At 40.4% G+C, this 14553-nt stretch carries 14 protein-coding genes; 11 read left to right on the forward strand and 3 right to left on the reverse strand.

The window, feature by feature from the left end:
• Positions 1 to 111, reverse strand: a 111-nt coding sequence (locus HT715_RS08915; protein WP_172922918.1) for a helix-turn-helix domain-containing protein, incomplete at its 3' end; no start/stop codon positions are given.
• Between the two features lie 390 nt (positions 112 to 501).
• Here HT715_RS08915 and rpmB point away from each other — a divergent pair.
• The 9 genes from rpmB (at position 502) to HT715_RS08960 (ending at position 9131) form a co-directional block, all read left to right on the forward strand.
• On the forward strand, positions 502 to 690 hold the full coding sequence (gene rpmB, locus HT715_RS08920) for a 50S ribosomal protein L28 (protein ID WP_001140948.1): 189 nt from the start codon (positions 502 to 504) through the stop codon (positions 688 to 690).
• Positions 691 to 844: 154 nt separating this feature from the next.
• On the forward strand, positions 845 to 1210 hold the full coding sequence (locus tag HT715_RS08925) for an Asp23/Gls24 family envelope stress response protein (RefSeq protein WP_000216436.1): 366 nt from the start codon (positions 845 to 847) through the stop codon (positions 1208 to 1210).
• A 2-nt stretch (positions 1211 to 1212) separates the two neighbouring features.
• On the forward strand, positions 1213 to 2880 hold the full coding sequence (locus tag HT715_RS08930) for a DAK2 domain-containing protein (protein ID WP_000036650.1): 1668 nt from the start codon (positions 1213 to 1215) through the stop codon (positions 2878 to 2880).
• Positions 2881 to 3085: 205 nt separating this feature from the next.
• The gene (locus tag HT715_RS08935) at positions 3086 to 4786 is read left to right on the forward strand and encodes an acetolactate synthase large subunit (protein WP_000411733.1); all 1701 of its coding nucleotides are present in this window, start codon (positions 3086 to 3088) and stop codon (positions 4784 to 4786) included.
• Complete coding sequence (ilvN, locus tag HT715_RS08940) at positions 4779 to 5255, forward strand: acetolactate synthase small subunit (RefSeq protein ID WP_001253803.1); 477 nt, start codon at positions 4779 to 4781, stop codon at positions 5253 to 5255. The genes HT715_RS08935 and ilvN overlap by 8 nt, the downstream gene beginning before the upstream one ends.
• A 65-nt stretch (positions 5256 to 5320) precedes the next feature.
• On the forward strand, positions 5321 to 6343 hold the full coding sequence (gene ilvC, locus HT715_RS08945; RefSeq protein WP_000290683.1) for a ketol-acid reductoisomerase: 1023 nt from the start codon (positions 5321 to 5323) through the stop codon (positions 6341 to 6343).
• A gap of 84 nt (positions 6344 to 6427) precedes the next feature.
• On the forward strand, positions 6428 to 6784 hold the full coding sequence (locus tag HT715_RS08950; RefSeq protein WP_023939147.1) for a hypothetical protein: 357 nt from the start codon (positions 6428 to 6430) through the stop codon (positions 6782 to 6784).
• 50 nt (positions 6785 to 6834) lie between these two features.
• Positions 6835 to 8085, forward strand: a complete 1251-nt coding sequence (gene ilvA / locus HT715_RS08955) for a threonine ammonia-lyase IlvA (RefSeq protein WP_000952969.1) — start codon at positions 6835 to 6837, stop codon at positions 8083 to 8085.
• An 830-nt stretch (positions 8086 to 8915) separates the two neighbouring features.
• Positions 8916 to 9131 (forward strand): hypothetical protein, encoded by a 216-nt coding sequence (locus tag HT715_RS08960; protein ID WP_001130036.1) that lies wholly within the window; start codon positions 8916 to 8918, stop codon positions 9129 to 9131.
• Between the two features lie 108 nt (positions 9132 to 9239).
• Here HT715_RS08960 and HT715_RS08965 read toward each other — a convergent pair whose 3' ends face one another.
• Together HT715_RS08965 and HT715_RS08970 are read right to left on the reverse strand one after the other, a co-directional pair.
• Positions 9240 to 9980: an amino acid ABC transporter ATP-binding protein gene (locus tag HT715_RS08965; protein WP_000189488.1), complete on the reverse strand. Its 741-nt coding sequence runs from the start codon at positions 9978 to 9980 to the stop codon at positions 9240 to 9242.
• Complete coding sequence (locus tag HT715_RS08970) at positions 9980 to 11545, reverse strand: ABC transporter substrate-binding protein/permease (protein WP_023937414.1); 1566 nt, start codon at positions 11543 to 11545, stop codon at positions 9980 to 9982. Before HT715_RS08970 ends, HT715_RS08965 begins: the two co-directional genes overlap by 1 nt.
• A 137-nt stretch (positions 11546 to 11682) precedes the next feature.
• Between HT715_RS08970 and HT715_RS08975 the strand changes: the two genes are divergently transcribed.
• Positions 11683 to 13572 carry a DUF2207 domain-containing protein gene (locus HT715_RS08975; protein ID WP_000750623.1) on the forward strand — a complete coding sequence of 630 codons (1890 nt, stop codon included), beginning with the start codon at positions 11683 to 11685 and terminating at the stop codon, positions 13570 to 13572.
• 59 nt (positions 13573 to 13631) lie between these two features.
• Complete coding sequence (locus tag HT715_RS08980) at positions 13632 to 14477, forward strand: undecaprenyl-diphosphate phosphatase (RefSeq protein WP_000280764.1); 846 nt, start codon at positions 13632 to 13634, stop codon at positions 14475 to 14477.
• Positions 14478 to 14553: the final 76 nt, after the last annotated feature.

The following is a 14553-nucleotide window of genomic DNA, read 5'->3' on the forward strand; positions in this document are numbered from 1 at the left end:
AAGTAAAGAGGCGATTTCTCTATTTGATTTCCCTTCTTTTTTCCATCTTTCGATTAAGCGACGGCTATCGATTGTCAAATGTTTGGCTTTTGTAGTATAATGGCTTTTCATCTCTGTGCCTTTCTTGTGTTTGTGATTGAACAACAAGTATAACACAGAGGTGTTTTCTTATGCCTAGAAGAGCTTTCATTTGACAAGAGGAACCCTTGAAGCAGTTTTGTCAGCTAAACCAAAGCTAATCTTAGCCTTGGCTTGTCAGCCTAACAGCATCAAGCCTCTTATCAAATGAAATCGAGGGCTAGCTATAAGCTAGTTAAAACATCTAATTTTTAGGAGGGCTGGGTGGCTAACTTCATTATAGAACTTTCAATATCACATTCGAATCACAATAAATAAAAAAATCTTCCAATTCCCTTGCAAAAATGAAGAAAGTGTGATAACATAGTACGGTATGTAGTGCTAGCACATCCGCTATATTAGATTTAATAGGAGGAAAACACAATGGCTAAAGTATGTTACTTTACAGGTCGTAAGACTGTATCAGGAAACAACCGTTCACACGCGATGAACCAAACAAAACGTGCCGTAAAACCAAACCTTCAAAAAGTTACTGTTCTTATCGATGGTAAACCTAAAAAAGTTTGGGCTTCAGCTCGCGCTTTGAAATCAGGTAAAGTTGAACGCGTTTAATAATAAAAGCAAGGAGACCTCAGGGTCTTTTTCTTTTGACATAGTGAAAAAATCATTTTAAAAGCAGAGTAAATATCCGCTGATACAGTATTCTGCTTTTACACTTGGGCTGAAATATGATAAAATAGAGTATCAACTAGTTGAGGTAAAAAGGATGACTGTAAAAATTAATACAAAAGATGGTCAAATCGAACTAACAGATGAAGTGATTGCAACCGTCGTAGGTGGAGCAGCAACTGAAATTTTTGGTGTGGTCGGTATGGCTAGTAAAAATGCCCTCAAAGATAATTTCCAAGCCCTTCTAGGTAAGGAAAATTATTCCAAAGGTGTCGTCGTAAAGGCAGCCGAAGATGGAAGCATTGCAGTTGATGTGTATACCGTGTTAAGCTACGGAACAAAGATTAGTGAAGTGTCAAAAAACATTCAAGAGCGTGTTGCCTTTAGCTTGGAAAACCAGCTTGGAATTACTGCTCAGACTGTAAATGTCTACATTCAAAATATCAAAGTTGTAGGAGAATAACCGTGTCAAAAATTACTACTAGCTTATTTCAAGAAATGGTGCAGGCTGCATCAACTCGCTTGAATAAGCAAGCTGAATATGTCAATTCATTAAACGTCTTCCCTGTTCCAGATGGAGATACTGGAACAAACATGGGGATGACCATCGAAAATGGAGCTAAAGAAGTTGCAGACAAGCCAGCTTCTACAGTTGGAGAGGTAGCGAGCATTCTTGCTAAAGGGCTTTTGATGGGTGCGCGTGGGAACTCAGGAGTTATTATGTCTCAGCTTTTCCGTGGATTTTCACAAGCCATCAAGGATAAAGACGAGTTAACAGGTCAAGACTTGGCCCTTGCCTTCCAATCAGGTGTTGAAGTTGCCTATAAGGCAGTGATGAAACCAGTTGAAGGAACGATTTTGACAGTTTCTCGTGGGGCTGCTATCGGTGCTAAGAAAAAAGCTGAGCAAACAGATGATGCTGTTGAAGTCATGCGCGCAGCCTTGGAAGGTGCTAAAACAGCTCTAACTAAAACGCCAGACATGCTTCCAGTATTGAAGGAAGTTGGCGTTGTGGACTCAGGTGGTCAAGGATTGGTCTTTATCTACGAAGGTTTCCTTTCTGCCCTTACTGGTGAATATATTGCATCTGAGGACTTTGTAGCGACTCCTGCCAATATGAGTGAAATGATCAATGCAGAGCACCACAAGTCTGTGGCTGGTCATGTGGCGACTGAGGATATCAACTTTGGTTACTGTACTGAAATCATGGTAGCTCTTAAGCAAGGTCCAACCTATGCCAAAGATTTTGACTACGATGAATTCCGTAACTACTTGAATGAACTTGGAGATTCTCTCCTCGTTGTCAATGATGATGAAATCGTCAAAGTCCATGTCCATACAGAAGATCCAGGACTTGTCATGCAAGAAGGTCTAAAATATGGTAGCTTGGTCAAGGTAAAAGTTGACAATATGCGTAACCAACACGAAGCACAGATTGAGAAAGAAACTGCCCAAGTTAGCAAGCCAGCTGAAGAAAAAGAGTATGCTTTGATTGCTGTGGTGGCTGGTAAAGGTCTAGCAGATATCTTCCGTTCTCAAGGTGTGGATTATGTTATCGAAGGCGGTCAAACCATGAACCCTTCAACAGAAGACTTTATCAAGGCTGTTGAACAGGTCAATGCCCGTAACATCATCTTCCTGCCAAATAACAAGAATATCTTCATGGCAGCTCAATCTGCGGCAGAAGTTTTGGAGCAACCAGCAGTAGTGGTAGAGGCTCGCACTCTTCCTCAAGGTTTGACAAGTCTTCTTGCCTTTGATTCAAGCAAGTCCATTGAAGAAAACCAAGAGCGTATGACAGCTGCTCTTAGCGATGTCGTTAGCGGAAGCGTCACAACAGCCGTGCGTGATACAACGATCGATGGTTTAGAAATCCATGAAAACGATAATCTAGGTATGGTGGATGGGAAAATCCTCGTGTCAAACCCTGACATGCACCAAACCTTGGCAGAAACTTTGAAACATATGTTGGATGAAGACAGTGAAATCGTAACCTTCTATGTCGGTGAAGACGGAAGCGAAGAACTTGCCAATGAAATCGCTCAAGAAATCGCAGAAGAATTTGAGGATCTTGAAGTTGAAATCCACCAAGGTCAACAACCTGTTTACCCCTATCTATTTAGTGTGGAATAAGAGCCGATTAATGAAGGACTGAGAAATCAGTTCTTTTTTCTTTTTTAGTAAATGAAAACGGTATCTTTTTAATAAAAACAAAAATAACATTCATAAATAAACGTTAAAATAGAAAATTCAGAAAATTTCTTCTTTTCTCTTGAAAATTTTTTAAAAAATGGTATGATAGTAACAAGTTATTTTTAAGAGGAAAGAAAGGGGAACAATGGAGAAAATCAGTTTAGAATCTCCTAAGACGGGTTCGGACCTAGTTTTGGAAACACTTCGTGATTTAGGAATTGATACCATCTTTGGTTATCCTGGTGGTGCAGTCTTGCCTTTTTATGATGCGATATATAATTTTAAAGGTATTCACCACATTCTAGGACGCCATGAGCAAGGTTGTCTGCATGAAGCTGAAGGTTATGCTAAATCAACTGGAAAGTTGGGTGTTGCCGTCGTTACTAGCGGACCGGGAGCAACAAATGCCATTACAGGGATTGCGGATGCCATGAGCGATAGTGTTCCCCTTTTGGTCTTTACAGGTCAGGTAGGGCGAGCAGGGATTGGGAAGGATGCCTTTCAGGAGGCAGACATCGTGGGAATTACCATGCCAATCACTAAGTACAATTACCAAGTTCGTGAGACAGCTGATATTCCGCGTATCATCACGGAAGCTGTCCATATCGCGACTACAGGCCGTCCAGGGCCAGTCGTCATTGACCTACCTAAAGACGTATCTGCTTTAGAAACAGACTTCATTTATTCACCAGAAGTGAACCTACCAAGCTATCAGCCGACTCTTGAACCAAATGATATGCAAATCAAGAAAATCTTGAAGCAATTGTCCAAGGCTAAAAAGCCAGTCTTGTTAGCTGGTGGTGGAATTAGTTATGCTGAGGCTGCGGCAGAATTAAATGAATTTGCAGAACGCTATCAAATTCCAGTCGTAACAACTCTCTTAGGTCAAGGAACAATTGCAACGACTCACCCACTCTTCCTTGGAATGGGGGGGATGCACGGTTCTTTCGCAGCGAATATTGCCATGACAGAGACGGACTTTATGATTAGTATTGGCTCTCGTTTTGATGACCGTTTGACAGGAAATCCAAAGACTTTTGCTAAGAATTCTAAGGTTGCCCATATTGATATTGACCCAGCCGAGATTGGCAAGATTATCAGTGCAGATATTCCTGTAGTTGGAGATGCTAAGAAAGCCTTGCAAATGTTGCTAGCAGAACCGACAGTTCATAACAATACTGAGAAATGGATTGAGAAAGTTACTAAAGACAAGAACCGTGTTCGTTCTTATGATAAGAAAGAGCGTGTGGTTCAACCGCAAGCAGTTATTGAACGCATTGGTGAATTGACGAATGGAGATGCCATTGTGGTAACAGATGTTGGTCAACACCAAATGTGGACAGCCCAGTATTATCCCTACCAAAATGAACGTCAGTTAGTGACTTCAGGTGGTTTAGGAACCATGGGATTCGGAATTCCAGCAGCAATCGGGGCTAAAATTGCTAACCCAGATAAGGAAGTAGTCTTGTTTGTTGGGGATGGTGGTTTCCAAATGACCAACCAGGAGTTGGCTATTTTGAATATTTACAAGGTGCCAATCAAGGTGGTTATGCTGAACAATCATTCACTTGGAATGGTTCGCCAGTGGCAGGAATCCTTCTATGAAGGAAGAACATCAGAGTCGGTCTTTGATACCCTTCCTGATTTCCAATTGATGGCGCAGGCTTATGGTATTAAAAACTATAAGTTTGACAATCCTGAGACCTTGGCTCAAGACCTTGAAGTCATCACTGAGCATGTTCCTATGCTAATTGAGGTAGATATTTCTCGTAAGGAACAGGTGTTACCAATGGTACCGGCTGGTAAGAGTAATCATGAGATGTTGGGGGTGAAGTTCCATGCGTAGAATGTTAACAGCAAAACTACAAAATCGTTCAGGAGTCCTCAATCGCTTTACAGGTGTCTTATCTCGTCGTCAGGTTAATATTGAAAGCATCTCTGTTGGAGCAACAGAAGATCCGAATGTATCGCGTATCACCATTATTATTGATGTTGCTTCTCATGATGAAGTGGAGCAAATTATCAAGCAACTCAATCGTCAGATTGATGTGATTCGCATTCGTGATATTACAGACAAGCCTCATTTGGAGCGCGAGGTGATTTTGGTTAAGATGTCAGCGCCAGCTGAGAAGCGAGCTGAGATTCTAGCGATTATTCAACCTTTCCGTGCAACAGTGGTAGACGTAGCGCCAAGCTCGATTACCATTCAGATGACAGGAAATGCTGAAAAGAGTGAAGCTCTATTACGAGTCATTCGACCATACGGTATTCGCAATATTGCTCGAACGGGTGCAACTGGATTTACCCGTGACTAAAAATCCAACTTAAATTTGTTAAACCAGCCTAAAAGGCAATAAATGATAGAAAAGAGAGAAAAACTATGGCAGTTCAAATGGAATACGAAAAAGATGTTAAAGTAGCAGCACTTGACGGTAAAAAAATCGCCGTTATCGGTTATGGTTCACAAGGACATGCGCATGCTCAAAACTTGCGTGACTCAGGTCGCGATGTCATCATCGGTGTACGTCCAGGTAAATCTTTTGACAAAGCAAAAGAAGATGGATTTGACACTTACACAGTAGCAGAAGCAACTAAATTGGCTGATGTTATCATGATTTTGGCACCAGACGAAATCCAACAAGAATTGTACGAAGCAGAAATCGCTCCAAACTTGGAAGCTGGGAATGCAGTTGGATTTGCTCATGGTTTCAACATTCACTTCGAATTTATCAAAGTTCCTGCGGATGTAGATGTCTTTATGTGTGCTCCTAAAGGACCAGGGCACTTGGTACGCCGTACTTACGAAGAAGGATTTGGTGTACCAGCTCTTTACGCAGTATACCAAGATGCAACAGGAAATGCGAAAAACATTGCTATGGACTGGTGTAAAGGTGTTGGAGCAGCTCGTGTAGGTCTTCTTGAAACAACATACAAAGAAGAAACTGAAGAAGATTTGTTTGGTGAACAAGCTGTACTTTGTGGTGGTTTGACTGCCCTTATCGAAGCAGGTTTCGAAGTCTTGACAGAAGCAGGTTACGCTCCAGAATTGGCTTACTTTGAAGTTCTTCACGAAATGAAATTGATCGTTGACTTGATCTATGAAGGTGGATTCAAGAAAATGCGTCAATCTATTTCAAACACTGCTGAATACGGTGACTATGTATCAGGTCCACGTGTGATTACTGAGCAAGTTAAAGAAAATATGAAAGCTGTCTTGGCAGACATCCAAAATGGTAAATTTGCAAATGACTTTGTAAATGACTATAAAGCTGGACGTCCAAAATTGACTGCTTACCGTGAACAAGCAGCTAACCTTGAAATTGAAAAAGTTGGTGCAGAATTGCGTAAAGCAATGCCTTTCGTTGGTAAAAACGACGATGATGCATTCAAAATCTATAACTAATTAGAAAGCAAAGAATTTTGCTTAAAATAGTAGCTTCAGCTATTCGTGGGATATTAGATATACTTATTTAGGGGTTGAAATCATATGAATATTACCAATTTGTTTTCTATCAAGACAGGATGTGATGAAACTGATAGGCAACTGCAAAAATTATTTTTTCAGTTGGATTTACAATTGGGAGAATTGACAGATCAACTAAGAAAATTAGATTCTAATTTTGTTCCTCGTAGTCAATTTGTAGACACGCTGGATTTGAATGATGTAGAATATAAAGAAGTTTTAAACTATTTTATCTTCCATCGTAATGATAGTGAAGAAAGTTTGGCAGAATGGTTATATGATTGGATTTCCACAAATCGTTATGAACTTCCTAAAGAGTTTTCAATTCGTATGGCTCATAAATATCATGAAAGTGTTGCTGAAGTTTTTGGAGATGAATAACTAAAAAAACAGTCATTAGTGACTGTTTTTTATAGAAAAAGAGGTTTTATATGTTAAGTTCAAAAGATATTATCAAGGCTCATAAGGTCTTGAATGGTGTGGTTGTGAATACCCCACTGGATTACGACCATTATTTATCGGAGAAGTATGGTGCTAAGATTTATTTGAAAAAAGAAAATGCCCAGCGTGTTCGTTCCTTTAAAATTCGTGGTGCCTATTATGCTATTTCTCAGCTCAGCAAGGAAGAACGTGAGCGTGGGGTAGTCTGTGCTTCTGCGGGAAATCATGCGCAGGGAGTTGCCTATACTTGTAATGAGATGAAAATTCCTGCTACTATTTTTATGCCCATTACCACTCCGCAACAAAAGATTGGTCAGGTTCGCTTTTTTGGTGGGGATTTTGTAACCATTAAACTAGTTGGAGATACCTTTGATGCCTCAGCCAAAGCAGCTCAAGAATTTACAGTCTCTGAAAATCGTACCTTTATTGCTCCCTTTGATGATACTCATGTCCAAGCGGGTCAAGGAACAGTTGCTTATGAGATTTTAGAAGAAGCTCGAAAAGAATCGATTGACTTTGATGCTGTCTTGGTCCCTGTTGGTGGTGGCGGTCTCATTGCCGGGGTTTCTACCTATATCAAGGAAACAAGTCCAGAAATTGAAGTCATTGGGGTAGAGGCTAATGGAGCGCGTTCCATGAAAGCTGCTTTTGAAGCTGGTGGACCTGTTAAACTCAAAGAAATTGACAAATTTGCGGATGGGATTGCTGTGCAAAAGGTAGGACAGTTGACCTATGAAGCAACGCGTCAACATGTTCAAACTTTGGTAGGTGTCGATGAGGGATTGATTTCTGAAACTTTGATTGACCTCTACTCTAAGCAAGGGATTGTTGCAGAACCTGCTGGAGCAGCTAGTATCGCCTCTTTAGAGGTTTTAGCTGAATATATCAAGGGGAAAACCATTTGTTGTATCATTTCTGGAGGGAATAATGATATCAACCGTATGCCAGAAATGGAAGAGCGTGCCTTGATTTATGATGGGATCAAACATTACTTTGTGGTCAATTTCCCACAGCGTCCAGGAGCTTTGCGTGAGTTTGTAAATGATATCTTGGGGCCAAATGATGATATCACCCGTTTTGAGTATATCAAGCGAGCTAGTAAGGGAACAGGTCCAGTATTGATTGGGATCGCTTTGGCAGATAAGCATGATTATGCAGGCTTAATTCGTCGAATGGAAGGTTTTGATCCAGCTTATATTAACTTAAATGGGAATGAAACGCTCTATAATATGCTTGTCTGAGGACTAATAAAAAAATATCATATTATTTGCACAACTAATGTATAGGTGTTATAATGATAGTGAAGAAAGGGGGCGATTCCTATGGTTTTAGGAAGCTTATCGTGCTATTTCTACTACAACTCACTATAACACCTATTATTTTCGATTCTGTTTATATTAAGGCGGCAGAATTACTTACTATATATAAGGAAATTTTTTGAAATCCCCAATTGTATATATCCCTAATTTGAGATTTCTCTAAATATAATAGGAATCAAAAAAAATAATCAATGTTTGTGAGATGACTGCTAGGTGAGTTGGTCGAAAAAACTCGTGAGATAGACAATAGTGCTAGACATGCAATAGCTAGTGATACTGATTTTAAATGACTAGCTGGAAAGTGGGTATGTAATCAGAAGATGCAAGATTGTACAAAGTAAGTAGTACCGGTTGTGAAATGGATAAGATATAGATAAGGACAGGAAAGGAACCAAAGAAGGAGAAAGAAAACGGAATGATTTAGAGATAGTGAGGAGTGAAAGACTATCTTTAGTGGGCTTGTTGATTTAAAAGGAATAGATAGAATGAAATAGTAAATCCTGTCTATCCTATTAAGAAACTGGTATTCAGCATACGTGAATATTTTTACAAATTTAAAGTTTAATAATGCAATTGTTTTTTAGGAGCATACTGATGGGTTATAGTAAGCGGAAAACTATATATTATCGGCTTTAAAAAGGAAGTAAGAAGATTCTGGGTCATTTATTTTATTGAATATATGTTTTTTTATTGACAAAAGTAGTAAAAACGTATACAATTAAGTATTGTAAAGAAGAAAATAGGAGAAAAACATGGCTAAGTCAAACTTTGAAAAAGTAGAATCAGTTGTTGGCTGGGTTCGTGATAAGAAAATCACAGGCTACCGTATCTCTAAGGAAACGAATGCGCGTGAAATGTCTATCATTGCTCTGGCGCAGGGTCGTGCAAAAGTAAAAAATATTTCATTTGAAACAGCCCTAGGCCTAATTGATTTCTATGAAAAAAATCATGAAAAATTTGAAGATTAATCTTTGGATAACGGCGGATTCTTGACCCTCAAGTAGTAGAGATAGAGAATCTGCCTTTTCATTTTGAGGACAGCAAAAAGACTGCACGGTTGAGGCAGCCTTTTCTTTTTATTTGAGATAGCGTTGAAGGAATTCTTTTGTACGGTCTTCTTTAGGATTGGTGAAGAGATCTTCTGGTTTGCCTTCTTCAGCAATCACACCCTTATCCATAAAGATAACACGGTGAGAGACATCACGGGCGAATTCCATTTCGTGGGTTACGACAATCATGGTCAAGCCTTCCTGAGCCAGATCTTGCATGATTTTGAGGACTTCTCCAACCATTTCTGGATCGAGAGCTGATGTTGGTTCATCAAAGAGAATAGCGTCCGGATTCATGGAGAGGGCACGAGCGATGGCCACACGTTGTTTTTGACCCCCTGAGAGTTGTCTTGGCTTCGCTTGCCAGTAGCGTTCTCCCATGCCGACTTTTTCTAGGTTTTCTTTGGCAGTCTTTTCAGCTTCTGTGCGTTCGCGTTTAAGGACAGTTGTCTGAGCGACAATTGTGTTTTCAAGCACGTTGAGATTTTCAAAGAGGTTAAAGGATTGGAACACCATCCCCAACTTTTCACGGTATTGCGTGAGGTCATAGCCTTTTTCGAGGACATTTTGTCCATGATAAAGGATTTGTCCATCAGTTGGTGTTTCAAGTAGGTTGATGGAGCGTAGGAAGGTCGATTTCCCGCTTCCAGAGCTTCCGATGATAGAGATTACCTCTCCCTTGTGGACAGTGAGTGAAATGTCTTTTAGCACTTCGTTTTGGCCATAGGATTTTTTGAGGTGTTTAATTTCAAGGATTGCTTGTGTCATTATTTAAAATCCTCCGTTTGTATTTGGTTAGCACCTGTAGTATAGGTATCCATGTCCATTCTGCGTTCGATGAAGCGTAGGATACGTGTTACGGTGAAGGTGAGGACAAAGTAAATCACGGCGATGATTGTAAATGTCTGGAAGTATTGATAGGTTTGAGTTGCCACGGTATTTCCTGAGAAATAAAGTTCGACAACAGAGATAACGTTCAATACAGATGTATCTTTGATATTGATGACAAATTCATTACCAGTTGCAGGTAGGATGTTACGGACAACCTGAGGCAGGACAATCTTACGCATGGTTTGGTTATGGGTCATACCAAGAGCAGTAGCAGCTTCAAATTGTCCCTTGTCAACTGCTAGGATACCACCACGGACGATTTCAGTCATGTAGGCACCAGTGTTAATCGAAACGATGAAGATAGCAGCCAGTGTGCGATCAAGGTTGATACCGAAAGCTTGGGCAGTTCCATAGTAGATAACCATCGATTGAACGATCATTGGCGTACCACGGAAAATTTCAATGTAGACATTGAGGATCCAGCCGACTAGTTTTTGTAGGCTATAAATGGCTTTATTTTCAGAGAGAGGAGCAGTACGGAAAACACCAATGGCAAGTCCAATAATGAGACCTGTGATAGTTCCGACGATAGAGATTAAAAGGGTGACACCCGCACCACGCAAGAGTTGTTGCCAGTTTTCAGAAAGAATTTTAGCGACTTGGCTGAAGAAACTACTGCTAGTCTCTTCAGTTGTTGTAGATTCGGCAGGTTGTTCCTTGATCATACGATCCATCAAGGCAACTTGGTCATCTTTTGAAATGGTTTCGATGCTGGCATTGATTTGGCTAATACGATTGTCATCTTTACGAAGTCCAATGGCGATAGCTGTATCTTCTTCCCCAGTTTTGAAACCTGGTTCTACTTGGACCATCTTGAACTTAGAGTTAGCAGCTTCAGCAGTCAGAGCTTCTGGGCGTTCAGAAACATAGGCATCGATGACACCAGCCTCAAGAGCTTGGCGCATTTGAGCGAAGTCTCCCATAGCTGTTTCTTTTTTAGCACCTAAGATTTGTGCAATCAAGTCGTAGAGGTAGACACCTTGTTGAGAAGTGATTTTCGCACCATTAAAGTCATCCAAAGATTTAGCATTTGCGTAGGCAGAATCTTTTTTGATAAGCAAAACTGGTTCGCTAGTGTAGTAACTGCTTGAAAAGGCAATTTCTTGTTTACGCTCGGCAGTAGGACTCATACCTGCGATAATCATGTCAATCTTACCAGAAGTAAGGGCAGGGACTAGACCTTCCCACTTGGTTTTAACAACCAAAGGTTCTTTACCTAAGTCCTTAGCGATTTTCTTGGCGATTTGAACATCGTATCCGTTGGCATACTGGTTGGTTCCATCGATTTTGACAGCTCCATTGCTATCATCATCCTGGGTCCAGTTAAAGGGGGCATATGCTGCTTCCATCCCGATGCGTAAATATTCATCGGCTTGAGCAACATTGACAAGTCCTAGCATCAGCAAGAGACTTGTGAAAATAGATAAGTATATTTTTCTCATGATTTCTCCTATTCTAATCTATTAAAAAATAACTGTCTCCTATTTTATCGAAAAATGCGTAATTTTTCAACATAAGTAAGCCTTTACTTACGAAAAAATGCTATAATGATAAGAAAGATAAAAAGGGGGCTTAGTTGATGAAAAAAACTTTTTTCTTACTGATGTTTGGCTTGTTTTGCCTTCTGCCACTTTCTGTTTTCGCCATTGATTTCAAGATAAACTCTTATCAAGGGGATTTGTATATTCATGCAGACAATACGGCAGAATTTAGACAAAAGATAGTTTATCAGTTTGAGGAGGACTTTAAGGGCCAAATCGTGGGACTTGGACGTGCTGGCAAGATGCCTAGTGGATTTGACATTGATCCTCATCCAAAGGTTCAGGCTGCGAAAAATGGTGCTGAACTAGCAGACGTTACGAGCGAAGTGACAGAAGAAGCGAATGGTTATACTGTGAGAGTCTATAATCCAGGCCAGGAAGGCGACACAGTTGAAGTTGAGCTTACATGGAACTTAAAAAATTTGCTTTTCCTATATGATGACATTGCTGAATTAAATTGGCAACCTTTAACAGATAGTTCAGGGGCTATTGGCAAGTTTGAATTTCATGTAAGGGGAGACAAGGGAGCTGAAAAACTCTTTTTCCATACAGGGAAACTTTTTAGAGAGGGAACGATTGAAAAGAGTAGCCTTGATTATACTATTCGTTTGGACAATCTTCCGGCTAAGCGTGGAGTTGAATTGCATGCCTATTGGCCTCGAACTGATTTTGCTAGCGCTAGGGATCAGGGATTGAAAGGAAATCATTTAGAAGAATTTAATAAGGTAGAAGACTCGATTGTTAAAGAAAAAGAGCAAAGTAAACAACTCCTTACTTGGGTCTTACCTTCGATACTTTCTATCTCCTTGTTATTGAGTGTCTGCTTCTATTTTATCTATAGAAGAAAGACCACTCCTTCAGTCAAATATGCCAAAAATCATCGTCTCTATGAACCACCAATGGAATTAGAGCCTATGGTTTTATCAGAGGCTGTCTACTCGACCTCCTTGGAGGAAGTGAGTCCCTTGGTCAAGGGGGCTGGCAAATTCACCTTTGACCAACTTATTCAAGCTACCTTGCTAGATGTGATAGACCGTGGAAATGTCTCTATCATTTCAGAAGGAGATGCAGTTGGTTTGAGGCTAGTAAAAGAAGATGGTTTGTCAAGCTTTGAGAAAGACTGTCTAAATCTGGCTTTTTCAGGCAAAAAAGAAGAAACTCTTTCCAATTTGTTTGCGGATTACAAGGTATCTGATAGTCTTTATCGTAGAGCAAAAGTCTCTGATGAAAAACGGATTCAAGCAAAGGGGCGTCAGCTTAAATCTTCTTTCGAAGCAGTATTAAAAGAGATGCAAGAAGGGGTCAGAGACAGGGTTTTCTTCTGGGGGCTCCCAGATTACTATCGTCCTTTAACTGGTGGGGAAAAGGCCTTGCAAGTGGGTATGGGACTCTCCACTATCTTGCCCCTATTTATTGGATTTGGTTTGTTCTTGTACAGTTTGGACGTTTATGGCTATCTTTACCTCCCCTTGCCAATACTTGGTTTTCTAGGTTTGGTTTTGGCTGTTTTCTATTATTGGAAGCTTCGATTAGATAATCGTGATGGTGTCCTAAATGAAGCAGGAGCAGAGGTCTACTATCTCTGGACCAGTTTTGAAAATATGTTGCGTGAGATTGCGCGATTGGATCAGGCTGAATTGGAAAGTATTGTGGTCTGGAATCGCCTCTTGGTCTATGCGACCTTATTTGGCTATGCGGACAAGGTCAGCCATTTGATGAAGGTTCATCAGATTCAAGTGGAAAATCCAGATATCAACCTCTATGTAGCTTATGGCTGGCACAGTATGTTTTATCATTCAAGCGCGCAAATGAGCCATTATGCCAGTGTCGCAAATACAGCAAGTACCTACTCTGTATCTTCTGGAAGTGGAAGTTCTGGCGGTGGTTTCTCTGGAGGCGGAGGTGGTGGAAGTATCGGTGCCTTTTAAAGAGAACTGCCATAGATTGAAAAATATGCTATAATGGAAGATAGAAAAAGGAGTAATCTATGTATCTTATTGAAATTTTAAAATCTATCTTCTTCGGGATTGTTGAAGGAATTACGGAATGGTTGCCGATTTCCAGTACAGGTCACTTGATTTTAGCAGAGGAATTTATCCAATACCAAAATCAAAACGAAGCCTTTATTTCCATGTTTAATGTCGTGATTCAGCTTGGTGCGATTTTGGCGGTCATGGTAATCTACTTTAACAAGCTCAATCCTTTCAAACCGACTAAGGACAAGCAGGAAGTTCGTAAGACTTGGAGACTATGGCTGAAGGTCTTGATTGCGACCTTGCCTTTACTTGCCGTCTTTAAGTTTGATGATTGGTTTGATACCCACTTCCATAACATGGTTTCTGTTGCTCTCATGTTGATTATCTATGGGATTGCCTTTATCTATTTGGAAAAACGTAATAAAGCGCGTGCTATCGAGCCAAGTGTGACAGAGTTGGACAAGCTTCCTTATACAACAGCTTTCTATATCGGACTCTTCCAAGTTCTTGCCCTTTTACCAGGGACAAGCCGTTCTGGAGCTACAATCGTCGGTGGTTTGTTAAATGGAACCAGTCGTTCAGTTGTGACAGAATTTACCTTCTATCTAGGGATTCCTGTTATGTTTGGAGCTAGTGCCTTAAAGATTTTCAAATTTTTGAAAGCAGGACAGCTCTTGAGCTTTGGACAATTGTTCTTGCTCTTGGTTGCGATGGGAGTCGCTTTTGCAGTCAGCATGGTGGCTATTCGCTTTTTGACAAGTTATGTGAAAAAACACGATTTTACCCTTTTTGGTAAATACCGCATCGTGCTTGGTAGTGTCTTGCTACTTTACAGTTTTGTCCGTTTATTTGTATAAGAAAAACCTTGAAGGGGCAGCTCTTCAAGGTTTTATACTCTTTGAAAATCTCTTCAGACCGCGTCAGCTCTATCTG

Origin of the sequence: Streptococcus sp. 4155 (assembly GCF_013276695.1) — a bacterium.
In the GTDB taxonomy this organism is placed as follows: domain Bacteria; phylum Bacillota; class Bacilli; order Lactobacillales; family Streptococcaceae; genus Streptococcus; species Streptococcus pseudopneumoniae.